This is a genomic window from Alteromonas hispanica (assembly GCF_010500915.1).
GTDB lineage: Bacteria > Pseudomonadota > Gammaproteobacteria > Enterobacterales > Alteromonadaceae > Alteromonas > Alteromonas hispanica.
Genome location: NZ_JAAAWP010000001.1, coordinates 199719 through 222802, shown reverse-complemented (window position 1 = coordinate 222802; position 23084 = coordinate 199719). Strand labels below are relative to the sequence as shown.

Genomic DNA, 23084 nt, shown 5'->3' with positions numbered 1-23084 from the left:
TGAAAAGTTTACGTATTTGCGTTTCAAGGTAAAAGCTATAGTAGGGATGCGAGATGTTGAATATGATGGTTAATAATTCTTTTATACCGTGCATTATTTTCAAAAATGCACGGTTTAGCGGTGTTCTAGGGTCGTTAGCTGCCGCTATGCTACTTAGCGTAGTTGCGATAAGCGATGCATCCGCTAGCCAATTAGTCGATGAGAACGCCCCTAATTCAACACAGGCCACCTCGCCACTCAAATTAAATGGCAAGTTCACCCAAGGTGCGCTTCTGAGAGGTGAGGTTCCCAAGGGTTCTACCGTACTGCTTAATGAGCAACCCGTCGCCGTAAATAAAGACGGAAAATTTGTTGTTGGATTTGCAAGGGATGCAAAACTAAACCACGTGCTAACGGTAAAGACCGCCAAAGGCAGTGTAATAACACGCGAAATAACATTGGAAGAGCGGGAATATGACATTCAGCGTATCGACGGTTTAGAGCCCAAAATGGTCACCCCTCCTGCATCAGTCACTGCGCGTATTAATAAAGACAATCGCAATGTAGCAAAAGCGCGAGGTAACAGTAGCGACTTAGATGCTCTATTTACGCGCTTTGAATGGCCCGCAAAGGGCCCGATTACAGGCGTTTACGGTAGTCAGCGTATATTAAATGGCGTGCCGAAATGGCCTCACTACGGTGTTGATGTAGGTGCGCCCACGGGAACACCGGTTTTTGCACCTGTTGATGGTGTGGTAACGCTAGCCGATGATTTATATTATTCAGGGAATACGCTGATCCTAGACCATGGCATGCAAGTGTTCTCGACCTTTCTCCACCTCGACACCATGACGGTTAACGTGGGTGATTATGTTAAGAAAGGGGAGCAAATAGGCACCATAGGTGCAACGGGACGAGCGACAGGCCCGCATCTAGATTGGAGGATTAATCTGGGGAAAATGCGCTTAGACCCGCAAACGGTAGTTTCTGGAAACCCTGACGATTAACCGTTCAGTGCAATTGCGCCTTTCGCATAAAAGGCGCAAAACAAGGCTAAACACATTTAAACACAGTTAAACACAGTTAAACATTGCAAGCGCTGCTAAGCCCTGCCTAACCACTTCTCAAATTTATCAGCGTCATTAATATTGAAAAACGCCATGTCTTCTCGTGCGTCCATTAGCGGTAAGTCAAGATGAATAAGTTTTCCGTCTCTTATTACAGCTACAGTTACACTGGCATTTTCACTGGTATCTAAAAGCCGTTGAAGCTTACTCTGATTGACCACATGTCCGTCTATTGCAATGACGGTGTCATTGAGCAGAATACCGGCCTTCATTGCGGCTAACCCTTCGAATACTTGTACAACGGTTAAGCCCAATGAAGCAGGTTTTAGCGTTGCACCAAATTGACGTTTTATTGGTGTCAGAGCGGTTAAACCACCTTTATCGTCTTGGGATACTTTTGCCCGAGTGTGTAGCGAAACACCTATAGCCGCAATCAATTTATCTAGTTCAACATCATTTGTATGATAAACAACGTTATTTAAATAATCACTTACGTCAATATTGAGGTAATTGAGGCAAAGGTGATGGATTACATTATCGGGCGTGCCGGTTTCATCCTTGCCGTAATGCTCCCATAAAAGTCGCATTAGGTCGTCCAAACACACGGTGTTGTTAGAGCGTTCCCGCAATATCAAGTCTAGACCAAACGCAATAATGCCGCCTTTCGTGTAATAACTAACAATATTATTTGTTGCACTAGCATCCTGTTTGTAAAACTTAGTCCAAGCGTCAAAGCTACTTTCTGCTGCGCTCTGCTTGTGCCTGCCAGCATTTTGTAGAAGTCGACTCACGTTCTGCGCTACGATATCGAGATATTTCTGCGCCGGCACAGTGCCTACCCGGGCAAGCGTTACGTCGTCGTAAAAACTGGTAAAGCCCTCATATATCCATAATTGGTTCGTATAATTTTCTTGAGCTAAATTCGGATTTACCATTACATCAGGCTTGATTCGCTTTACGTGCCAAGTATGAAAAAATTCATGGCTGCATAGACTCAAAAAGGTAATATAACTCTCAGTCATTTCAGCGCTATCACCTACTAAAGGTAAATCGAACCTAGGGTAAAGAAGGGCTGTTGAGTGCTTATGCTCTAAACCACCAAACCCATTGTCTGCAAGCAGTGTCATAAACAGATAATTTTTGACCGGGTAGGGCTGGCCGAATAGATCTAAGTGGTGTTGGCAGATTGGGGCAAGATCCTTTGCAATCCTTGGGTAATCAATATTGTTGTTACCAGAAAACAGCAGCGTAAAGTTTACTCCATTTATCTCAAACTCATGAGTATCTGCTATGCCTATAAAAATAGGGTGGTCGATAAAATCTGCGTAACAAGGTGCTTGATAGCTCCATTTACGCTCGCTACCGCCACTTTCTAACGCAGACGATGCTCTCGCTTCCATTGATGTGTAAGCACGCCATTGAGAAATGGATTCGTCAGCGATGGGTAAGGATACGTCGAGTTGATGTTCGGTATTTACAAAGCCCTCAACTTCTAGAAACGCACTGGTACCATTGATAAAAGCGTACTCATGATTGATAAAAGCAGAGCGTATTGAAAGATCATTTGCATAAATCGTATAGTCTATTGAGCAAGGCTTTCCGTTAGTGTGTAATGTCCATGTTTGCTTGTCCACTTTTTCTATAGTGAGTGGTGATGCGCTGGTTGCTTCTTGTGCCGATAGCGAAACAATATTTTTTGCAAAGTCACGCACCATATAGCTTCCTGGTATCCAACTTGGCAAAGACAGCGTAAGCGTTTCTGAATGATGCGCGGGCACGTTCAAACTCACTTTGAATTGGTGAGCTTGCCATTGAGAAAGGCAAAGAGTGTACTTTAGTATATCGTTCGGCATAAAATTCTCAATTTATTCACATAGTTGCGCTCAAGTGTACTATAACTAAGACAACAATGGTGTCGTTTATCTTGCAAATAGGGCGTTGGCAAGACGTACTAGATCTCAACGTTACACCTTTTTAGGGCAACATTGATTGGCTGTAAACGAAAAAATTGGGTTAATGTAAATATGATAGGGCTACTTAGAAAAGCGTACGTATGATTAAAGAGAATAGAATCAGCCAAGAAGATATTGAGGCGCTAGAAGCGTTGAGGCCAGGTGGGATTGTAGATTTGGAAATAACTATGCCCGCGGCTTCAAAAAGGGTAAAAACCGAATTTATGGGAATGAGAGCCAATGATTGTATGATGTTCTACATTCCAACATCGTCAAAATGGATTACCATAAGAGACGCGTTAACCATAGATAACACCATTGTTGTACGCTCCATTGTTGAAGGCAATACAGGGCAGGTTATTGCCTATCGTGTTAAAGTTTTAAAACTTTTAGCCAACCCTTCGGGTATATTAATTACTAGTTTCCCAATGCGCGTTGAACGCATTGGTCTTCGAGCGTCACAACGTTCTCAACCCGGTGTGGCGATTGATATCAAATCTGACGTTTATGAGTGTAAAGAGAACGCTCAAGGCATCATCGTAGACCTATCAAAACAAGGTTGTAAAGTAGGGCTTCAAATAAAGCCTAATTATCCGGTTTTAATTGATGGTACCGAGGTGACGTTAATTTATATGCTCGATGGCAAACCTGTTGAAATAAAGGCGGTCATAAAAAACCATAAATTAGACAACAAAGTGGTTTATTACGGAATGAAGTTCTCGACAGACGATGCAATGATAGGAGAGTTACTCGCGCGGCATACTCTGATATCTTAGCTTGTAGGTTGAAGTTTAGATATATAGTTTTTTGCTAATAAATAATAAGAGGTAACGGCAAATGAGAAGTATTGAAAGGCTACTTTTACAGTACGGTGAAAGTCACCAAAATAAAGTTAATGTGCTTATTCACGCCATAGCGGTACCCAGTATCTATTTGGTTACCCTTGGACTATTGTGGAGTATCCCAACTCCCGAATTCATTTCTCACTTCAATATCACTTGGGCCCACATTATCGCCATTCCGATATTGTATTATTATTTTCTACTCTCTGGTCCGATAGGCGCAGCTATGACCCTGTTGACTATTGTTTGTTTTGGCGTCGTCAACTTGTTGGTTTATTTCAATATATCTGTATGGAAATTTAGTCTTGTATTATTTGTGGCCATGTGGATTTTGCAGTTTGTTGGCCATAAAATTGAAGGAAAAAAGCCTTCGTTTCTCGAAGATCTTCGCTTTCTTCTGGTGGGCCCAGCATGGTGGTGGGTACATTGGCTCAAGCGCATGAATATTAGTTACTAATACAGGTTGTGATATTTAAAGATTACCTCTGCGACCAGACGCACTACCAACACGACCAAGACGCTTGGGTCGTTTAATTCCAAGCGTATAATTTGGGTTTAAGCTAAAACATTGGTGAATATAAGTTGGTGTTAGTTTGAGTCGCTTTCAGCGTGTAATAGAAAGTAATGAGCGTTTATTCTGGACTTTGCACAGCGCAGGCTGGGCTGGTTTTGCTCTCATTTACTATATAGGGTCATTTCTGCATGATGTAAGGCCGATATGGGTTTTCATCATCATGTTAAATGCCTATGCAGGTTGGTTACTGACGATACCGCTGCGCTACGTTTATCGCTGGGCTCGTAAACGTTCTGTGTTGAATATGATCCTCATAGTGGTCGCGTCATGCTACGTTGTCGCGCTAGTATGGGCGGTAGTAAAAAATATTAACTACTGGGAAATATATAAGCACGGTTACCGACCAGACGAATGGTACATGTATTTTACCAACACAATTAATTCCCTAATTATGGTGGGATGCTGGAGCGGCGTTTATTTTGGCATTAAAAACTTTCAGATGCTGCAGAAAGAAAAGCAGAATGCCCTTAAAGCAAGCACTATGGCGCACCAAGCGCATATAAAAATGCTGCGCTACCAATTAAATCCTCACTTTCTTTTCAATACGTTAAACGCGATATCTACGCTGATACTATTGAAAGAAAATGATACCGCAGAAGCAATGGTCTCTAAATTGAGCAACTTCTTACGCTATTCTCTTGATAATGATCCTATTAAACGTGTCCCCCTTGGACAAGAAATTAAGGCCCTCCGTCTTTATCTTGAGATAGAGAAAGTGAGATTTGATGATCGGTTAGAAGTTGTGTGGGACATTGATAGCAAATGCGAGTCGGCGCTGGTACCAAGTATGATTTTACAGCCCATTATTGAAAACGCTATTAAGCACGCCATCTCAAAAATGGAAAACGGCGGTCAAATAGCCATCACCGCGCGCACATTTGGCAACGATTTGTTAATGGATGTGGCGGATAATGGCCCAGGAGCCGACATTAAAGAAGGCCAGCTCAGCAGAAAAAATGGGGTGGGGCTTGTTAATATAAAAGAGCGCCTTCAATCGCTTTACCAACGCAACTTTGCATTTTCTATTGAGCATAACCAGCCCTCAGGGGTTAGAGTTAGAATTCGTATTCCCTACGAAGTAAAGGACGTATGAAATGACCAACCAAATGATTAAAACCATAGTAGTGGATGATGAGCCTCTAGCTCGCAGGGGACTTCGAGCTAGGCTAGAGCGACACAAAGATGTACAGGTAGTGGCAGAATGCCAGAATGGCCTTGAAGCGGTGAGTAGTATTTCGCAACACCGTCCAGATTTGGTGTTTCTAGATATCCAAATGCCGGGTCTAAACGGATTTCAGGTTATTCATAAACTTCGAGAGTTGAAGCAACCTATTCCAATGATTGTTTTCGTTACTGCCTACGACAGTTATGCTATTAAAGCGTTTGACGTTCACGCGTTAGATTATCTATTAAAGCCTGCCGACGATGAAAGATTAGCAGCGGCGCTTGATAAGGTGCGTGACTATACCTCAACCGCTCACCAAGATGAGCAATCGCAAAAACTGGTAAGCCTGGTTGCAGAACTCACCGGTGACGATTGTGAGGAAATATTGCGAAAGCTTGCAAATGGTGAGCCTGTTGAGACAAATCCCTATCCGGATGTTCTAGCCATAAAAGATGGGTCTGAAGTTACCCGTGTTAACGTTCAAGATATTCAATGGATTGATGCGGCAGGCGACTACATGTGCGTTCATGCTCTAGATGGCATGCATATAATGCGAAAAACGATGAAGGAACTAGAGCAAGAGCTTAACCCACAGTTTTTTGTGCGAGTGCATCGTTCAGCCATAGCAAACATTCGATATGTGAAGAAGCTCGTAAGCCATATAAGCGGTGAATACCACTTAATCTTACAGAACGATACAGAGCTTAAAGTAAGTCGCAGCCATAGAGATAAAGTAAAAGCAGCGATGAAAATGTAAAAAGGCAGCTGTTTTAATTCAGTGTAGTTATTCAGTGTTGTAATCCAGCACTTTGATCACGTCGAGTTTTTAATAGAAATGATCAAAGTGCCTCATCATATGCGGCACAATAGACGCCCTTCGTTATTAGGGGGTTGCCGCATCTATTTTCCGCTATTTTTCCCTGCTATTTTTCTTTTTGGGCCGTTTACTAGCAATCATATCGTTCGTTCATTATTGTCTTCATCAACGCAACCTGTGCACTATTTAGCGGCTTACTATCACTTGTTTTATCTAACGGAACCGTGACCGGATGGCTGTTTACCTCACCAACCATTACATTATTGCTAGAGGTTCCTACAAGGCTGACGGCAAATTCCCCTAATGTGGTAGCCAGCAACCTATCGCTACTGACCGGTGCTCCGCCTCGCTGAACGTGACCAAGAGTAAGTGGCCTGACATCGGTGATACCTGCCTCATTTAACGCTTCTGTTAGCGCGGGAAGTCCTTTTGGCCATACATTTTCTGCTACTACGACAATAAAACTGACAGAGCCTTTTAAACGCCTTTGCGCATGAATTTGCGTGATAATATTTTTTAATTCGGCGTCGGTAGATTCAAAATGTTCAGGTAAAATTACATAATCTGCTGCAGAGGAAAGCGCAGCATTTAACGCAAGAAATCCCGCATGTCTGCCCATCACTTCAACTAAAAAAATTCGTTCAAAAGCATCGGCTGTGTCACGAACCTTATCAATAGAACTCATTGCGGTGTCGATGGCGGTGTAATACCCGATAGTGGCATCGGTTCCCGCTATATCATTGTCTATCGTGCCCGGGATACCAATGATTTGTCCGTGAAAGTAGTCACTTAAATAGGTTGCGCCTTTAAATGAACCATCACCGCCGATAACCAATAATGCGTCTATTCCTGCCTCAACTAAATTCGCCGCTGCTTTCTTAACGCCAGCTTCCTCAGTAAATTCTTTGCAACGAGCGCTATGAAGTATCGTGCCTCCTTGCTGTATTAAATTATGTGTCGAGTCTAAGGAAAGTGAGACAAACTCTTGATTTAACAGCCCGTTATATCCGTGGAGATAGCCAATGGGTTCGTAGCCTGATTTTTGACACGCAATAACAATAGCGCGTATACATGCATTCATACCGGGGGCGTCGCCACCGGAGGTTAAAACTGCGACACGTTTTGACACAATATAATCCTTCTGTGTTTATGGCGTTCTTATATTATGCAAAGTAGATCATGCATGATGGAAGGTAAAGTATTATTAAACTGCACTTTTTTCATAATTGCTGTCTATAAAGAATAAGTTCTGCTGTATTTTCATTGTAAAGGGTTCTAACGATGCGCTTGGTCACTGTCCTGTTTCTTTTTTTATCTCTCACTGCATGCAGTTCAAAGCTTGCTTATAACAACCTTGATTGGTGGGTGTATTGGTATTTAGATGACTATATTGAGCTGAACGACGAACAGGAAGAAAGGTTCGATGACTATTTGTCAAACTGGCTTCGTTGGCATAAACAAAGTGAATTGGAACGCTATAGAAAACAACTAACGACGCTAAAACAGCAAGTTAAGAATGATCAGCTCAACTACGAAACTGTTTACGCTCACATGAATGACATTCGAGGGCATTGGGAAAGGGTGAGAAGTGAAATAAGCCCTGAGTTGGCAGAACTATCCACTGATTTGACAGAGCAGCAAATTGTTTCTCTGTTTGCCACGCTAGAAAAAGACAACAAAGAAGAAGAAGAGGAACGAGATGAATTTCTGCAACAGTCACAGGAAGAGCGGCTGGAGAAACGAATGGAAAGTATGATTGAAAATGTGGAAGAGCGTATTGGCGATCTCACCAACGAACAGACTCAAATTATCGCCACTTACAACACGCAATTTGTTTCAACATCAAACGAGTGGCTTGAATATCGACGCAATATTCAAAATGCTGCAAGACGGCTTTTCGTCACAAAGTCGACTAATCCCAATTTCGTAAAAGATTTAACCTATTTGATGCAAAACCCAGATGATTATAGAAGTGAATCATATCAGCGAGCCAGCGCACATAATATGCAAGTGGCCGCCACGCTTATAGCAGAAATTGCAACAACACTCTCTGCTGAGCAAAAAGAAACGCTAATAGAAAATATCGATGAGTTCATTACCATCGTTAGCAATTTTCAGAAATAGCGAGTCGCTAGCAGCAGGGAGGTAAACGCCCTAAAGCCCAATATAAACAGAAAGTTCGTCACGAAGGTTGGCGTATTTTTCGCTGTAGGCATTTTTCAACGGAATATTATCAAGGAGTTTGTAAAGCCGCTTACATTCTGTCTCCATTTGAACGTCTGCTTGGTCTTTACTTTTATATAACTGAAGTAAGCATTGCAGTAAATTAAGGGCAACACCAATATTAACAGGTGCATAGTTTTGAGCTAATGCAAATGAAGCTTTTGCGCGCTCGTAAACATGTTGTTGATAATGGTCAATGCCTTCTCGGTTAAATTGCTGATAGTTTGCCAAATTACTTTTTGCTTTTTCCGCCTCTTTAGCCAACATTGAAGCACTGTTTTTATCGAGTTCATCTTTTCTCAGTTCAACGACTTTACACAGTGCTATGGCGTCATCAAACTCTCCAAGTGAATACATGACGTTGATACTGTCTGGTAGATACGCCGTTGGAGGGTCATCATACTTTTCTTCAATCGCTACCTGAGAATTCACGAGGTGCATTTTAGCGTCTATCAACTTTCCATCGATGGCGCTTACTCGCGCATTAACGATATTACTAAATATATCGACGTCAAAATTTCGGTCCATTTTGAACAAATGCTCATCAAACTTACCACGCTGTAATGTGAGCAGGGCTTCTTGCTGATATTTATTTCGCTGTTTCTTCTCATTGGTATTTTCAGCAACATCCAGCAAGCTACGGATAAATGCACACCAATACAAACTTTTTTTATGGACGGTGCGTTTTGATAAATTCCAAATTGCCTGAGACGATTGAGAAGCCGTTATGTAGTCAGCATTTTGTTGCGCTATTTCACAAGCGGTAAGGTGACGAGACAGAGAAAAGGGGGATAGTTTGATAGCCTCTTTAATAGCATCCAGTGCGGTTTCTTGGTTTTTTAAGCCTTGGTTTGCCAGCGCCAAGATATCGTTTGCGTCTGCACTGAATCTATTTTTCTTTAGTATTTTTCGAGCCACTGAAATTGCTTTTTCATATTCCTGACACTGAATATAAGTATTACCTAAGGCAACTTGAGCCCAGACTACAGGCTTGCCGTTTATAAATGGCGACAAAATCGCTAATGCTTTTTTGTAGTCACCCGTACGCAGGAATACGTCTACCAGAAGCTGCTGACAATGCCCTTTGTAGTGAGAGGGTTTCTCATACAGGTTGTGCAAAACCTCGAGCGCATCTACAAGTTTGTTCTGATCGATTAACTCGTAAGCAGACTGCAAAAACTGTCTTCTTTGCCACGCTCTGCCTATACGACTTTTTAGCTGAACCTGTGAAAAGGGTTTAACAAGAAAGTCGTCTGGGCGTCGCTCAATTGAGCCCAACACCATAGAGCGGCTACTGTCTGCGCTAATTAAGACAAAAACGGATGTGGCTTTGATCAATCGTTTAACGCGAAGTTCCTCGACCAATTCATAACCATTTTTGTTCTCTGCTCCTAAATGCAGATCACACACAATAATATCAAATTTTGTTTTTTTTGCCGCCGATATAGCGTGTTCTGCGCTAGATTTAGTGACAATGTCGCTAGCGCCCATCGACTGCAATAGCCCCTTGAGCATAAGCAGAAACGGTCGTTGATCCTCAACGATCAATACTTTTTTGTCAGTGTATTTCACTGCACCCTCGATAACTGATAGAACGCTTCCTATTCATGATGGTGTAAAACGGATGAATGAGCAATTTCAGCGTTAAGTTTATGGATATTTTGCCGACAACCCATGTATGGATATCACTACATAATTGTATTCTCAGGCTTTCACTAAAAATGGATATTGAGCAAACCCCAGCGAACAACGCACCGTCGCTAGATCCCAGCTACCGCTGGGAGTTCGATGGTACGCTGGCAAAAGCTTCTTCTCAGGGAAGCCTGTTCTCACTGTATTTAGCAATGCATCAAAGCGCCTTGGCGAATACTATTCAGCTTACGCCACCAAAAAATGAGGCAACCAAAAGCAAGAGAGATGACTTAGCATTTTTAAATCATTATCGTAAACCTGCGCTTGCAGCGTCAGATGGGGATTGGAAATGTTTGGACACGCTTTCGCAATTAATGTGCAGTGATATAACGGCTGCTAGGCTCTTTCAATCAATGAATCCTTCTCCGCTAGCTCAAACTGACAACCCACGACGAATTCCTGAGGACGTAATAAACAATTGTAGTTTGGGCACCCAAAAGCGCCTAGCTGAGAAATATGTAAGCGATATCGAAGAAGATAACACATTACTTTTTGAAGTGATCCAAAATCAAAAGGTAAATTCCCCGTCGATGAATGCATGATATAGGCATAACTGATGCCGCGTAGTGAGTTTCAATTCAAGCATGCTTTTAACTAACAGCCTTAAAGTGGCTGTCAAACCCCAAACCCCAAAACCCAAAACCCAAAAGCTCGAAAGCGCGAAAACAGTATTTCATATTGTTACGTACTCGCATTAAATACCTAATTTATAATTGCTAATTCTGTTCCTTGAACTATTAATGCCATTGCAGGTTTGGTTTTTGCTCTCGCTTCTGCTATATTTCGCGCCGCATTTTGCACTGGTCTTACGCTCCAATCAGCAAAGGTTAAAATATGTCTACTAATATAGAAAACAAATATATTGTTTGCGCAATGTACAAATTCGTTGCGCTCGAAAATTACAAAGCGATGCGCCAACCGTTACTCGAAGTCATGGAGTCTAACGGTATAAGGGGCACTTTGCTTCTCGCAAGCGAGGGCATTAACGGCACTGTCTCTGGCCCGCGAGAGGGAATTGACGCACTACTTAACTACCTAAATAGCGACGAACGCATTAATCCTATCTCCTTCAAAGAATCGTTACATGACGAGAAGCCGTTCTACCGCACCAAAGTAAAATTAAAGAAAGAAATTGTTACCATGGGTGTAGAGGGTATAGACCCTCGTAAAACGGTGGGCACCTACGTTAAACCCACTGAGTGGAACGCCCTTATTAGCGATCCTGACGTAACAGTTATTGATACTCGAAATGGCTATGAAATTGAAATAGGGACTTTCAAGAACGCTATCGATCCGAAAACCGATACATTTAGAGAGTTTCCAGAGTACGTATCTAAAGCACTTGACCCAGAGAAAAACAAAAAAGTGGCTATGTTTTGCACTGGTGGTATCCGCTGCGAAAAATCAACCGCATATTTGAAAGAGCAGGGTTTTGAAGAGGTCTATCACCTTGAAGGTGGGATTCTCCAATATTTAGAAGATGTGCCAAAAGATGAGTCGCTATGGGAAGGGGACTGCTTTGTTTTCGATAATCGCGTAGCGGTCAATCACGATCTTGAAAAAAGTGAGTACGAGCAGTGCTACGCATGTCGCCTGCCGATTACCGAAGATGATAAAAACACGGAACAATACGAACCCGGCGTAAGTTGCCCACGTTGTTTCGGTACTCATACGGATGAGCAGATAGCGCGTTTTCGTGAAAGAGAAAAGCAAGTTCAGCTAGCAAAAGCCAGAGAGCAAGAGCATGTTGGTACTGAGGCAAGGCTCATCATGGAGCAGAAGCGTCAAGAAAAAGCGAATGCACAGCGAGAGCGCGCCTTGAAAGCAAAAGAAAAACAGGCGTAGACACATAATAGTAGAGACGTTACACTCCTTATATCGTTGTAAATTAGTTAAGGAATGTGAGTGAGCACTCAACTTTCAGATTCTAAAATTGAAGAGATAAGAAAAGACTTCAGTTTCTTTGACCGTGATGGAAACGGGCAAATCGACCTTACTGAGTTTATTGAGCTATTAACGATTATTTCACCCAAGACGAAAGCAAGTCACGTTGAAGAAGGGTTTAAACTAATCGATGAAAATGACGATGGCTATATCGACTTCGAAGAGTTTTTAGAGTGGTGGCAAGAGTGTTGGTGGGAATACTAACAACTTGCACAATGAATCGAAAAAAGTGAAACGAAAAAAGCGAGCCATGGCTCGCTTTTTTATTTGTTTCTCTTTTTAGCTACGAGGGTTGATAACTATTCGTCACTGTCATCAGGCTCTACACTCGTATTACGAGGCTTACGTTTTATCGGTACCATACCAATATCTTCGCCCTGCATCGGGTCGACACGTCTCACTGGTTTTGGCCTAGCGGGTTTATTATTATCTCGGTTTGTCTCCACAGAAGCTTTCGTTTTAGCAGAAGCCTTCTTTTTCTTTGAGAAACCTTTAAATTTGGCACCAAACTCATCGTGTGGCGTACACTCTAACGCGTACTGCAAGTGAGTTTTGAGCAACTCAAAACTATTCCAATCCCGTGGACCCACTAGTGAAAAGGCTTCACCCTTCTGTCCTGCGCGACCCGTTCTGCCAATACGGTGTATGTATTCATCTGAATTTTTAGGAAGGTCGAAATTTACAACCAGTCCAACCTTTGAAAGATCTAAGCCTCTAGATGCTAAATCGGTGGTTACTAATACACTTTGCTGGCCTCTAGAAAAACTGCTCATTATTGACGCGCGCTGGTTTTGCGCTAAGTCGCCACGCAGTGCGACTGCTTCTAAATTGTCTTCATTAAGAATTGCTGCAATTCTATCGGTGTCTTCTCGCGTTGCGGTAAATACAATGGCCTGGTTATACTCGCGTTTGTTGAGTTCGAAGCGCAAGATTTCGTCTTTGTTACTCACGTTATCGGCAAAAAAGCAGGTTTGCTCAATATCGCCATGCTCGCCAGTAGCATTACCAACGGCAACTCGAACTGCCCCATGGGTAAGTTGAGTTGTCATATGTTGCAACTCAATATTATCGAGGGTCGCGGAAAACAGCATGGTTTGGCGTTTTCTGTGGTCGGCATATTTATTAATAAGCTTGAGTTGTGCAGCAAACCCTAAATCTAACATGCGGTCGGCTTCATCAAAGATAAGCAGCTCTAGCCCGTTCAGATACATACTTTTGCCGATAAGATGGTCAGCAATACGACCAGCGGTACCCACAATAATGTGAGGGTTGCGGCGCAAACCTTTTACTTGGTCATTAAAATTTTCACCACCCACTATAAGTTCACAAGATAAACTCAAACCACTGCACATAGATTTAGCTTCTATGAATACCTGTTTGGCCAGTTCTCTTGTTGGTGCAAGTATTAGTGCTCTTGGATCTTGTCGGCTCAACGCTTTTTGAGACAATAATCGATTAATAGCGGGAACTAAAAATGCAAATGTCTTACCTGAGCCGGTTTTTGAGGAGGCGATAATGTCTTTACCCTGAATACTGGGTAGCATTGTGCGCTCCTGAATCTCGGTAAGAGTTGTAATACTCTTACTTTCAAGTTTCGCTATGATTTTATGGTGAACAGGTAAGTCAGTAACTAGCAAGATAACGCCTCTATATTAATTTTCAGGTGCATTATCCCTTAAAGCAGGAGGATTTGAAAGCAAGCCAATAGAGAAGCTCGCTTTTTATAAGGGCCGTCTTTTCCCAACGGCCCCTATAGGTTTTTTAAAAAGACATTTCAGCTACATTGTCAGGAACAATAAGCTTACCGGCTGTTTTTTCTTTTATTTCATCAACAGAAACACCAGGTGCTTTCTCTTGTAATACAAAAGCGCCGTCTTCTACTGAAAGAACAGCTAAATCAGTGATGATACGCGTTATACAATTCACGCCTGTGAGTGGAAGTGTACACGCAGGTAATAACTTTGAGTTCCCATGCTTATCAGTATGAGTCATGGTAACAATAATGTTCTTAGCTCCAGCCACTAGGTCCATGGCACCGCCCATGCCCTTAACCAATTTCCCAGGAATCATCCACGACGCTATATTGCCAGATACATCCACCTCGAAAGCACCAAGAACGGTAAAATCTACGTGACCACCGCGGATCATCGCAAAGCTTTCCGCGCTATTGAAAATTGAAGCGCCTGTAATAGCCGTAACGGTTTCTTTTCCGGCATTGATCATGTCCGCATCAACTTCTTCTTCCGTGGGGTAACGTCCCATTCCCAGTAAACCATTTTCCGATTGAAGCATAACGCTAATATCTTCCGGAACGTAGTTAGCAGCCAATGTGGGTATTCCTATACCCAAGTTAACATAGTCACCGTCTTTAAACTCTTGGGCTACACGCATTGCTATTTGGTCTCTTGTTAAAGCCATTACACTGCCTCCTTTGTTACTACGCGACGCTCAATACGTTTCTCAAACTCGCCTTTTATAATACGGTTTACATAAATGCCTGGGGTGTGGATTTCACTAGGCGAAAGCGTGCCGGGCTCAACAATTTCTTCAACTTCTACAACAGTAATTTTTCCCGCTGTGGCCGCCATAGGATTGAAGTTCTGCGCGGTATGTCTAAATACGCAGTTACCAAGTTTATCCGCCTTCCACGCTTTGACAATAGCAAAGTCGCCGGTAATAGCGTGTTCTAGAATATAAGGTCTGCCGTTAAACTCCTTTACTTCCTTACCTTCACCTACCGGCGTGCCGTAACCAGTTGCAGTGTAAAAGGCCGGGATACCAGCACCACCCGCGCGCATTTTCTCTGCAAGTGTTCCTTGAGGGGTAAGTTCTACCTCAAGCTCTCCATTAAGTAATTGTTTCTCAAATAATGCATTTTCGCCAACATACGAAGACACCATTTTTGAGATTTGTTTGTCTTCAAGCAATAATCCTAGGCCAAAGCCATCTACACCACAGTTATTAGACACCACGGTTAAATCTTTCACACCCATCGTCTTAATATGCGCAATCAAGCCCTCTGGAATACCGCAAAGTCCGAATCCGCCAGCAATAACCGTCATTGAGTCGGTTAAGCCCGCTAGAGCCTCTTCGTATGTATCAACTACCTTATTAAATCCAGCCATTTTCATCTCCACCAATGGTTTGTTAATAAATAGTATCTGTTCTGTTGCTAGTTATGTAAAATTGAATTTATCTTTTAATTGATAACTAAAATCTATTAATAAAAATGAATATTTCTTACCGGCACTTGCGTGCATTTATCGAGGTGGCGCACTCCACAACGTTTGCTGAAGCAGCAGCAAAGCTGCATCTTACTCAGCCTGCTTTGTCATCATCTATCAAAAAGATGGAGCAAGAACTAGGAGGTAAGTTGTTTGAGAGGAATACGCGTAACGTAAGTCTAACTCCGGAAGGCGAAATTCTGCTGCCTAATGCGCTTAGGTTAAGTAGAGACTGGGATAATACCTTTTCCGATATTCAAAATTTATTTGCTATGGCAAAAGGACAATTAACAATATCTGCAATGCCATCATTTGCAGAATCTCACTTGCCTGGTCTTCTTAGTGAGTTTCATCACATGGCACCTAATATCAATCTTCGCGTTGTCGATGTGGTGATGGAGCAAGTTGTTCAAGAAATTCGAAATGGACGGGCGGAAATAGGCTTTACCTTTGAACCCGAACATAAAGACGGTTTGATATTTGATAGTTTATTTACCGATCGATTCGTTGTAGTTGCAAATAAGGCGCAGGCTGCTCGCTTCAATCAAAAGCCTAGCTGGAGAGAGTGTTTAGCTTTTCCGCTTGTTATGATGAATAGGGGATCTGCAGTGAGAAAGTGGACTGAAGCAGAGTTATGTCGGTATGGTGAGCCGAATATTGTTGCTGAAACAGGGCAGTTGGCTACATTGGGAAAGCTTATCAAAAGCGGGTTAGGCATTTCAATCATGCCCTCAATATGTAAGCCACAGATGGAGGCTTTAGGAGTTATAGCACTGGAATTTGTCGATTCGCCGTTACTTAAGCGGGTAGGGTTGTTACGCAATGAACGAAGAGGGTTATCGGTATCGGCGCAAACGTTATGGAAGCTTACCGTTAGCCATTATGAAAGTAGCCATTATGAAAGTAGTCAATAAGAAAGTAGCCAATATGAACATTATGATGAACGAACGCCGACCCACTGAATATGTTACTACCTAACAGCTACCATTTCTTTTTAGGGGCGAACAGTTCGTCCAGCTCGTCTCTTTCTTCTTCTTGTTTTCTTGCCCTGTCTTTTTCGTTTACACTTTTAAGATCTGATTGAATTTCATGTAACCATGAGTTTAACGTAGCAAGCTTACTTGACGTATATTCATCTTGAACGGTTTGATTTTCTAGTGCCAGTTTAGCTTTTTCATAATACTGACGAGCCGAGCCGAGCATATTAGTAGATTGCGCTGTACGACCCCGTTTAATAAGTGTTTCTACATTCACTTTTAACTGTAAACGCTCTAGCTGTTTGTCCTCTTCAGAGAACAGCTTAGTATCTATTTGCCCTTTGCTATGCTCTGAGCGAAGCAGAATTCTCAACTTCTTTACCGCCTGAATATACTGAATAATCGTTTTATCATTATCGGGTAAAGCAAATTCAGCGTTGTCACCACCATTATTTTCCAATGCAGTAGCTGCAGCTTGCTCGCTACTTTCAATGCGCTGCTTGATGTCTCGTGTGCTAGCTAAACTATCAATTACTCGTAGTGCATTTGCCATTCTTTTGTGAAGTATCCCGATTAACCGGGAGGAAATGGGCATTTGCAAACATGCGGAAAGAACATTTTCGGTTTCATCAACGACGGTGCGCTGCTTAGCTAATTCCGTTCTGCGCTCAGCTTCTAGTCGCTGGCGATTTTGCTGAACCGCATTGATAAAAATTGCGGCTATAAGCAACACAACAACTAAAATTATTATTATAATCACGTACATGCGTGTAGTTCCATCAGTTTACTTTTTTATAATTCCCGGATGGGAAACACCGGCGAAGAGACCGTACTCGTTGATAATCTCGCACACGACATAATACTACGGTATTTTCACTTCAAATACACTTCCGCCAAGGCTACCGCCATTAGATAATGATATTACACCCACTTTATCATTGTGAGAATGAGCATCAGCAATCAATTTTGCAAAGAAGAGTCCTAACCCGGTTCTACCTTGACTGAGTTCAAAGTTATCCAGTGTAGCGTGACTTTTATTTAGCATTTCATCGGGATAGCCATTTCCATCATCTTCAACTTTAATGACAAGATAGTCATTAACAATATCGGCGCAAACCTGAATACGTGAAGCGCCGTATTTCAGCGCGTTAACAATAACGTCATTGAGTAGCAAATAAAAAAGCTCACTATCTAGATACCAGCTTATATCGCTGTGTACATTTACGTGTAGTGTTATGTTCTTTTGCTCTATGTAAAATCTATTTGAGCCGACCACATCTTCAATTATATCGGCAATAAAACATTCGTCTGCACTAATTGGAATACTTTCTAACTCTGAGCGGTAGAGTGAAAGAATTTGTACAAGGTTGGTGTTAAGTCTTGACGCTTCGTAGTGAACATTAGCTACTTGTTCTCTCGCACCTGTATTTTCTTTTGGCAGGGTATCTCTTAGTGATTCTATTGATTGAATAAGTAAAAACAATGAATTCTTCATATCGTGTACAGCTGCGGCTAGTACCGAAGAAAAATCAATTTTTGCAGATATTTGCTTATTTGAGGTCATTGTTTCTCAGTTCATGCAAAAGTTTAGCGCTACTCTTAATGTAGAATAAAAAGAGTACTTTTGAGCACATGTTTTTGAATTTTATTAATTTTGATGCTTAATTGAAGCCTAATATGGGCGATTAGTAATATCAACCTTTAAAAAAATGTAGTTTTGGTTATAAGGATAGGAGTATAGTGTATATAAAGAGCAAATCAGCGGTGTGAAGAATGAAATTACAACAACTTCGTTATATTGTAGAAGTCGTCAATAATAATCTGAATGTGTCTGCGACAGCTGAGAGTCTATACACTTCTCAGCCTGGCATAAGTAAGCAAGTTCGTATGCTTGAAGATGAACTTGGTGTGCAAATTTTTGGGCGAAGCGGTAAACACCTGACGCATGTTACCGATGCTGGAGGCGATGTAATTACTATCGCTCGTGAGATATTGGCGAAAGTAGAGAGTATTAAGGCCGTCGCAAGGGAGCACACATTACCTGATCAAGGTAAGCTGAATATAGCCACTACACACACGCAGGCGCGATATGCACTCCCAGACGTTATTCAGGGGTTTATGACCAAATACCCGAAGGTATCGCTGCACATGCATCAGGGCACGCCTTCGCAAATTAGCGATTTAGCTGCTAAAGGCGAAGCAGATTTTGCCATTGCCACAGAGGCTCTTCACCTCTACAACGACTTGGTTATGCTTCCGTGCTATCACTGGAATAGAAGCGTTATCGTTAATAAAGATCATCCCTTATCGAAGAAAGGCTCAATTGATATTAGTGACATTGCCAAATATCCGCTCGTTACCTATGTCTTTGGGTTTACCGGTCGCTCTGAACTAGACCAGGCGTTCGAAAGAGCAGGGCTTACGCCTAAAATTGTTTTCACAGCAACAGACGCAGATGTGATTAAAACCTATGTTCGACTGGGCGTGGGAATTGGGGTTATTGCTTCAATGGCAGTCAATGAAGAACTTGACTCTGATTTAGTTAAAATTGACGCCAGTCATTTGTTTGATTACAGCACAACCAAAATTGGCTTTAGAAAGGGATCATTTCTACGAAGCTACATGTACGACTTTATAGAGCGTTTTGCCCCGCATTTGACGAAAGACAAGGTCGAAAAAGCCATGATGCTTAAGAATAACGAAGAAGTCGAAAAAATGTTTAAAGGCGTTACTTTGCCTGTGAAGTAGGTCCAAAGCTTGTTACCGCTGCTGGCATTGAACTTGTTACCGCTGTTGGCTCTGAAACAGTAACTTGAATCAACAAAGCGAAACAGCAAACAAATGAATGAGAAAAAGAGGAGCACCCAAGCTCCTCTTTTTTTATCAGCACTCAATGATGTTGACGGCGAGTCCACCCCGTGCAGTTTCTTTATATTTTGTTTTCATATCGTTGCCGGTATCACGCATGGTTTTTATGACTTTATCTAGCGACACTTTATGCTCGCCTGTTCCGCGAAGTGCAAGTCTAGAGGCATTAATCGCCTTGATTGCCCCCATAGCGTTGCGCTCGATACACGGTACTTGTACTAGGCCGCCCACCGGATCGCAGGTAAGACCCAAATTATGCTCCATGCCAATTTCAGCGGCATTTTCAACTGCGGATGCAGTACCGCCCATAATTTCTGCTAGAGCCCCCGCGGCCATTGAACAAGCCACGCCAACCTCACCTTGACAACCTACCTCGGCACCTGAGATAGACGCATTTTCTTTATAAAGAATGCCTATAGCTCCGGCGGTTAACAGAAATCTACTGGCGACTTCTTCATCTACTGGCCTGATAAATTTATCTACATACTGAAGTACCGCTGGAATAATTCCCGCCGCACCATTTGTTGGTGCAGTGACAACACGCCCACCAGCAGCATTTTCTTCATTAACCGCGAGTGCAAATAGGTTAACCCAATCCATTGTTTGCATAGGATCGGTTGTGTGCTCAGTCTGCAAGCGGCGATAGAGGCCTGGAGCTCGGCGAACAACTTTGAGTCCTCCCGGAAGAATGCCTTCGCTCTCTATACCCCTTTGAATGCATGCTTTCATCACAAGCCAAATATTATATAGCGCCTGTTTTACTTCATGTTTGGGCCGAAAAGTGGCTTCATTGTTGAGCATTAACGAACTAATACTCAGCCCGTTTGTTTTACAAAGGTGTAACAGTGCCTCGGCTGTTTTAAACGGGTAGGGAACTGAGGCTTGTAGGGTTGCAGCATGGGCTTTAGTTTCGTCAAAGTCTTCATCTTTGATGATGAAACCACCGCCAATACTGTAATACGTTTGTTGTGCAACTACGGTGTCGTTTCGCATAGCAAAGAAAGTGAGTGCGTTAGCGTGTTTAGGTAACGTTTTTCTTCTGTGGAAAACAATGGCGTTTTTATTAGGAAAATTAATGTCTTTTGTGCCATTTAAGCAGAGTGTTTCGGACAGGCGAACTTGCTCAAGCATAGCGTCAATTTTATCAACATCTACGTGCTCTGGCGTGTGTCCTAATAGCCCTAGAATAACGGCTTTGCCTGTACCGTGCCCAATTCCGGTCTGTCCTAACGATCCAAACAGCTCAACTTTAATGCTATCGACACTGTCAAAGAGCGAAGTATCCTCTGCAAGTGCGCCGGCAAATTCTGCTCCTGCTTTCATGGGGCCTACTGTGTGTGAACTAGAAGGACCGATACCAACGCTAAACATGTCAAATACACTAATCATAAACTTCAAGCCGTTAATCAATAATGTGTAGATCATGCATCTACCAAACATTAACTACAATACAGAAATGCTAATAATATGATTAGTTTTGCTAATGGCCTGTAAAGATAAATTGATAGTGGCTAGTCTATAACAGTACTTATGGATGTATATGATGGGAAAGGTTGCGAATAATTGCTGCGGTAGCGCCCCAAATCATTCGCTTTTGCCAAGGTATGAAATAAATAGGGAAAGAACGCGAACCTAAATGAGTTCTATGGATTAAATGATTTTTTCGATTTAACACATGAGCGAGGGGCACTTCAAAAGCACTTTCCACTTCGTTTGCGTCTAATTTCAACTCAAAGCCTGGCTCTACAAAACCCACAACAGGCGCTATTTCATACCCACTTACCGTACGATATCGAGGCAGCATCCCTACAATTTCAACGTGGTGTGGCGGCAAGCCTATTTCTTCGTCTGCTTCCCGCATAGCCGCGTCAAAAAACGAATTATCGGCGTCTTCGACAGCCCCCCCGGGAAAGCTAATTTGACCAGGGTGGTGCCGTAAGTGATGCGCTCGCTCTGTAAGAAGAACATGTAATGATGTGCCGTAATCAATCAGTGGGATAAGCACAGCTGCAGGTCGCCCAGCTTTTTTTAACGGAAAATCTGGTTCACTGTGCGGTAGCCTTAAATGGTGAAACTGATTGAGAAACTCGGCTTTTTTCATTCATTCTTCTCGTTAAATTTAGCCAATACGGGCACAATTTTTGATACCTTATCGAGGGTCTCTTGATACTCTTCATCAGCTTGCGAGTCTAAAACAATACCACCGCCTGCCCAGCAATGTAACTTGTCATCCTCTGCCAAAACGGTGCGAATACAGATGCTAGAGTCCATGTCTTCACGACACCCCATGTAGAAAATGCTTCCACAATAGATATTTCTGCGGTGGGGCTCTAACTCATCAATGACTTCCATAGCTCTAATTTTGGGTGCGCCGGTGATAGAGCCGCCAGGAAATGACGAAGCCAATAGGTCAAGGGGCGTGCTACCCTCTGCTAATTCGCCGGTTATCGTACTCACCAAATGGTGAACAGCCTCATAGCTCTCCAAGGCAAATAACGCGGGTACATTAACCGAACCCGGCTTACAGTGCTTTGAAATATCATTGCGTAGTAAATCTACTATCATCAAATTCTCAGAGCGGTCTTTCTCGGCATGCTGCAGAGCATATGCACTCTCAGCGTCTCGCTGCTTTTCAGCGTACCTAGGCCTGGTTCCTTTGATAGGTTTTGTTTCTACTAAACCCTCTTTCACGCTTAGAAAGCGCTCTGGCGATATACTTGCTATCGCACTTTCTGGCAGCTTGAAATATGCGGAGAAGGGAGCTTGATTCTCATTGCGCAATCGACAATATGCGCTATAAAAGTCACCCTGAAAACGCGCTGTAAACCGTTGCGCCATATTAACCTGGTAGCAATCTCCCGCCTTGAGGTATCGATGAATAGCGTCTAGGCATCGCTCGTACTCCTCTTGAGATAAATTCGATGCGAAGGGTTCTGTAATACTAAATGTCTTTTTGTCAGAGGTGGCTTCAGAAGCACCATTACTAGAACATGCAGGTGAGGTTGGCGTATTATCAAGCTCCGTATCTAAAATGTCAGGAAACGTACTTTCGTCTGTAGAGCAATAATAAAACGTACCCGTTTTGGTATCTTCAATAAACGAATTTAAATAAAGACCGGCGGCGAAATCGGGAGTCGTATAATCGTTTAACGCTTTGCTAGGCAAGCTTTCGTAAAACCTTCCAGCATCGTAACCCGCCATACCCGCAACACCAACAATGAATGGCAGATGCTCAAATTTTACGTCTATGGTTGCTCTCAATTTTACGACGTGAGCGTGTAAGTATTTTTCAGATGCCTCAAAGGGCTTCTCATCTAATTTGTACCGCTTCTGTTGCTGGATGTCGATGAGTTCTGTTTGCCCCTCTTTAGCCGTTACGACCAACGCAGGGTTCCATACCATGATATTAAAACGGCCATTGCTTTTTTCAGAGCCGGCGGTGTCAAAAAGAAGAGACCACTCTAGTTCGGCAATGCGCTTAAACAACTGAAGAAAAAAAGAAGCGTTTTCACCTGTGTCGTTTGAAATAACGTGGCGTAACTGTTTCTCTGTTAAAGGTGTTACTGTAATTTTAGATATACCGGCAATAAGAGACATAAATGTTATTAGTATCAGGTTGTTTCTATACTGAGCTTACTAATGCATACCCGACAGTCTTGCATTAGCGCATTAAGCGCAGCGAATATTGATAATTGTCGCTCAGCACGCGCTTTTGCATGGTACGACGATAATAGATGCGCTAGTATACGCTTTTTTAGCT

Annotated in this window: 22 protein-coding genes; 11 read left to right on the top strand and 11 right to left on the bottom strand. The window is 42.6% G+C overall.

Annotated features, from left to right (window positions below):
• The first annotated feature begins 53 nt into the window (after nucleotides 1-53).
• Nucleotides 54-986 (top strand): M23 family metallopeptidase, encoded by a 933-nt coding sequence (locus tag GTW09_RS00985; protein ID WP_239059234.1) that lies wholly within the window; start codon nucleotides 54-56, stop codon nucleotides 984-986.
• 95 nt (nucleotides 987-1081) lie between these two features.
• Here the strand turns inward: GTW09_RS00985 and GTW09_RS00980 are convergent, their stop codons facing one another.
• Nucleotides 1082-2899: a M61 family metallopeptidase gene (locus tag GTW09_RS00980; protein WP_163109296.1), complete on the bottom strand. Its 1818-nt coding sequence runs from the start codon at nucleotides 2897-2899 to the stop codon at nucleotides 1082-1084.
• 200 nt (nucleotides 2900-3099) lie between these two features.
• On the opposite strand from GTW09_RS00980, the gene GTW09_RS00975 reads away from it, so the two are divergent.
• The 4 genes from GTW09_RS00975 to GTW09_RS00960 all read left to right on the top strand — a co-directional run bounded on the left by GTW09_RS00975 (nucleotide 3100) and on the right by GTW09_RS00960 (nucleotide 6336).
• Nucleotides 3100-3774, top strand: coding sequence for a PilZ domain-containing protein (locus GTW09_RS00975; protein WP_163109294.1), 675 nt, complete (start codon nucleotides 3100-3102; stop codon nucleotides 3772-3774).
• A gap of 61 nt (nucleotides 3775-3835) precedes the next feature.
• Nucleotides 3836-4297 (top strand): Mpo1 family 2-hydroxy fatty acid dioxygenase, encoded by a 462-nt coding sequence (locus tag GTW09_RS00970; protein ID WP_071979723.1) that lies wholly within the window; start codon nucleotides 3836-3838, stop codon nucleotides 4295-4297.
• A 136-nt stretch (nucleotides 4298-4433) separates the two neighbouring features.
• Nucleotides 4434-5507 (top strand): sensor histidine kinase, encoded by a 1074-nt coding sequence (locus tag GTW09_RS00965; protein WP_163109292.1) that lies wholly within the window; start codon nucleotides 4434-4436, stop codon nucleotides 5505-5507.
• Nucleotide 5508: 1 nt separating this feature from the next.
• Nucleotides 5509-6336 carry a LytR/AlgR family response regulator transcription factor gene (locus GTW09_RS00960; protein WP_071979721.1) on the top strand — a complete coding sequence of 276 codons (828 nt, stop codon included), beginning with the start codon at nucleotides 5509-5511 and terminating at the stop codon, nucleotides 6334-6336.
• Nucleotides 6337-6526: 190 nt separating this feature from the next.
• On the opposite strand, the gene GTW09_RS00955 is transcribed toward GTW09_RS00960, so the two are convergent.
• Nucleotides 6527-7525 carry an ATP-dependent 6-phosphofructokinase gene (locus GTW09_RS00955; RefSeq protein ID WP_163109290.1) on the bottom strand — a complete coding sequence of 333 codons (999 nt, stop codon included), beginning with the start codon at nucleotides 7523-7525 and terminating at the stop codon, nucleotides 6527-6529.
• Between the two features lie 152 nt (nucleotides 7526-7677).
• On the opposite strand from GTW09_RS00955, the gene GTW09_RS00950 reads away from it, so the two are divergent.
• Nucleotides 7678-8520, top strand: coding sequence for a DUF6279 family lipoprotein (locus GTW09_RS00950; protein ID WP_163109288.1), 843 nt, complete (start codon nucleotides 7678-7680; stop codon nucleotides 8518-8520).
• A gap of 30 nt (nucleotides 8521-8550) precedes the next feature.
• Here the strand turns inward: GTW09_RS00950 and GTW09_RS00945 are convergent, their stop codons facing one another.
• A complete protein-coding gene (locus GTW09_RS00945) occupies nucleotides 8551-10191 on the bottom strand; it encodes a response regulator (RefSeq protein WP_163109286.1) in 1641 nt (546 codons plus the stop codon).
• Nucleotides 10192-10247: 56 nt separating this feature from the next.
• On the opposite strand from GTW09_RS00945, the gene GTW09_RS00940 reads away from it, so the two are divergent.
• The 3 genes from GTW09_RS00940 (at nucleotide 10248) to GTW09_RS00930 (ending at nucleotide 12459) form a co-directional block, all read left to right on the top strand.
• Nucleotides 10248-10853, top strand: a complete 606-nt coding sequence (locus tag GTW09_RS00940; RefSeq protein ID WP_163109284.1) for a VC2046/SO_2500 family protein — start codon at nucleotides 10248-10250, stop codon at nucleotides 10851-10853.
• 292 nt (nucleotides 10854-11145) lie between these two features.
• Nucleotides 11146-12156 (top strand): oxygen-dependent tRNA uridine(34) hydroxylase TrhO, encoded by a 1011-nt coding sequence (gene trhO, locus GTW09_RS00935; RefSeq protein WP_071979716.1) that lies wholly within the window; start codon nucleotides 11146-11148, stop codon nucleotides 12154-12156.
• Between the two features lie 60 nt (nucleotides 12157-12216).
• On the top strand, nucleotides 12217-12459 hold the full coding sequence (locus tag GTW09_RS00930; RefSeq protein ID WP_071979715.1) for an EF-hand domain-containing protein: 243 nt from the start codon (nucleotides 12217-12219) through the stop codon (nucleotides 12457-12459).
• A gap of 95 nt (nucleotides 12460-12554) precedes the next feature.
• Here the strand turns inward: GTW09_RS00930 and GTW09_RS00925 are convergent, their stop codons facing one another.
• The 3 genes from GTW09_RS00925 to GTW09_RS00915 form a co-directional block, all read right to left on the bottom strand.
• The gene (locus tag GTW09_RS00925) at nucleotides 12555-13892 is read right to left on the bottom strand and encodes a DEAD/DEAH box helicase (RefSeq protein WP_163109282.1); all 1338 of its coding nucleotides are present in this window, start codon (nucleotides 13890-13892) and stop codon (nucleotides 12555-12557) included.
• Nucleotides 13893-14016: 124 nt separating this feature from the next.
• Nucleotides 14017-14673, bottom strand: coding sequence for a CoA transferase subunit B (locus GTW09_RS00920; protein WP_100971677.1), 657 nt, complete (start codon nucleotides 14671-14673; stop codon nucleotides 14017-14019).
• Nucleotides 14673-15380, bottom strand: coding sequence for a CoA transferase subunit A (locus GTW09_RS00915; protein WP_163109280.1), 708 nt, complete (start codon nucleotides 15378-15380; stop codon nucleotides 14673-14675). The genes GTW09_RS00920 and GTW09_RS00915 overlap by 1 nt, the downstream gene beginning before the upstream one ends.
• 104 nt (nucleotides 15381-15484) lie before the next feature.
• On the opposite strand from GTW09_RS00915, the gene GTW09_RS00910 reads away from it, so the two are divergent.
• Nucleotides 15485-16393: a LysR family transcriptional regulator gene (locus GTW09_RS00910; protein ID WP_163109277.1), complete on the top strand. Its 909-nt coding sequence runs from the start codon at nucleotides 15485-15487 to the stop codon at nucleotides 16391-16393.
• Nucleotides 16394-16460: 67 nt separating this feature from the next.
• Here the strand turns inward: GTW09_RS00910 and GTW09_RS00905 are convergent, their stop codons facing one another.
• Nucleotides 16461-17222 (bottom strand): hypothetical protein, encoded by a 762-nt coding sequence (locus tag GTW09_RS00905; RefSeq protein WP_163109275.1) that lies wholly within the window; start codon nucleotides 17220-17222, stop codon nucleotides 16461-16463.
• 96 nt (nucleotides 17223-17318) lie between these two features.
• Nucleotides 17319-18020 (bottom strand): sensor histidine kinase, encoded by a 702-nt coding sequence (locus GTW09_RS00900; protein ID WP_163109273.1) that lies wholly within the window; start codon nucleotides 18018-18020, stop codon nucleotides 17319-17321.
• A gap of 209 nt (nucleotides 18021-18229) precedes the next feature.
• On the opposite strand from GTW09_RS00900, the gene cysB reads away from it, so the two are divergent.
• Entirely contained in the window at nucleotides 18230-19204 is a 975-nt protein-coding gene (gene cysB, locus GTW09_RS00895) for an HTH-type transcriptional regulator CysB (protein WP_071978878.1), read from the top strand.
• Between the two features lie 135 nt (nucleotides 19205-19339).
• On the opposite strand, the gene GTW09_RS00890 is transcribed toward cysB, so the two are convergent.
• The 3 genes from GTW09_RS00890 to pabB form a co-directional block, all read right to left on the bottom strand.
• Nucleotides 19340-20713 carry an L-serine ammonia-lyase gene (locus GTW09_RS00890; RefSeq protein ID WP_163109922.1) on the bottom strand — a complete coding sequence of 458 codons (1374 nt, stop codon included), beginning with the start codon at nucleotides 20711-20713 and terminating at the stop codon, nucleotides 19340-19342.
• Nucleotides 20714-20852: 139 nt separating this feature from the next.
• The gene (locus GTW09_RS00885) at nucleotides 20853-21425 is read right to left on the bottom strand and encodes a CoA pyrophosphatase (RefSeq protein WP_071978879.1); all 573 of its coding nucleotides are present in this window, start codon (nucleotides 21423-21425) and stop codon (nucleotides 20853-20855) included.
• Nucleotides 21422-22921 carry an aminodeoxychorismate synthase component I gene (pabB, locus tag GTW09_RS00880; protein ID WP_163109271.1) on the bottom strand — a complete coding sequence of 500 codons (1500 nt, stop codon included), beginning with the start codon at nucleotides 22919-22921 and terminating at the stop codon, nucleotides 21422-21424. The genes GTW09_RS00885 and pabB overlap by 4 nt, the downstream gene beginning before the upstream one ends.
• Between the last annotated feature and the right edge of the window lie 163 nt (nucleotides 22922-23084).

Coding starts and splice junctions, on each gene's coding strand:
- GTW09_RS00985 (WP_239059234.1), top strand. CDS start 54: ATGTTGAATATGATGGTTAATAATTCTTTTATACCGTGCATTATTTTC.
- GTW09_RS00980 (WP_163109296.1), bottom strand. CDS start 2,899: ATGCCGAACGATATACTAAAGTACACTCTTTGCCTTTCTCAATGGCAA.
- GTW09_RS00975 (WP_163109294.1), top strand. CDS start 3,100: ATGATTAAAGAGAATAGAATCAGCCAAGAAGATATTGAGGCGCTAGAA.
- GTW09_RS00970 (WP_071979723.1), top strand. CDS start 3,836: ATGAGAAGTATTGAAAGGCTACTTTTACAGTACGGTGAAAGTCACCAA.
- GTW09_RS00960 (WP_071979721.1), top strand. CDS start 5,509: ATGACCAACCAAATGATTAAAACCATAGTAGTGGATGATGAGCCTCTA.
- GTW09_RS00950 (WP_163109288.1), top strand. CDS start 7,678: ATGCGCTTGGTCACTGTCCTGTTTCTTTTTTTATCTCTCACTGCATGC.
- GTW09_RS00940 (WP_163109284.1), top strand. CDS start 10,248: ATGAGCAATTTCAGCGTTAAGTTTATGGATATTTTGCCGACAACCCAT.
- trhO (WP_071979716.1), top strand. CDS start 11,146: ATGTCTACTAATATAGAAAACAAATATATTGTTTGCGCAATGTACAAA.
- GTW09_RS00920 (WP_100971677.1), bottom strand. CDS start 14,673: ATGGCTTTAACAAGAGACCAAATAGCAATGCGTGTAGCCCAAGAGTTT.
- GTW09_RS00915 (WP_163109280.1), bottom strand. CDS start 15,380: ATGGCTGGATTTAATAAGGTAGTTGATACATACGAAGAGGCTCTAGCG.
- GTW09_RS00910 (WP_163109277.1), top strand. CDS start 15,485: ATGAATATTTCTTACCGGCACTTGCGTGCATTTATCGAGGTGGCGCAC.
- GTW09_RS00905 (WP_163109275.1), bottom strand. CDS start 17,222: ATGTACGTGATTATAATAATAATTTTAGTTGTTGTGTTGCTTATAGCC.
- GTW09_RS00900 (WP_163109273.1), bottom strand. CDS start 18,020: ATGACCTCAAATAAGCAAATATCTGCAAAAATTGATTTTTCTTCGGTA.
- cysB (WP_071978878.1), top strand. CDS start 18,230: ATGAAATTACAACAACTTCGTTATATTGTAGAAGTCGTCAATAATAAT.
- GTW09_RS00890 (WP_163109922.1), bottom strand. CDS start 20,713: ATGATTAGTGTATTTGACATGTTTAGCGTTGGTATCGGTCCTTCTAGT.
- GTW09_RS00885 (WP_071978879.1), bottom strand. CDS start 21,425: ATGAAAAAAGCCGAGTTTCTCAATCAGTTTCACCATTTAAGGCTACCG.
- pabB (WP_163109271.1), bottom strand. CDS start 22,921: ATGTCTCTTATTGCCGGTATATCTAAAATTACAGTAACACCTTTAACA.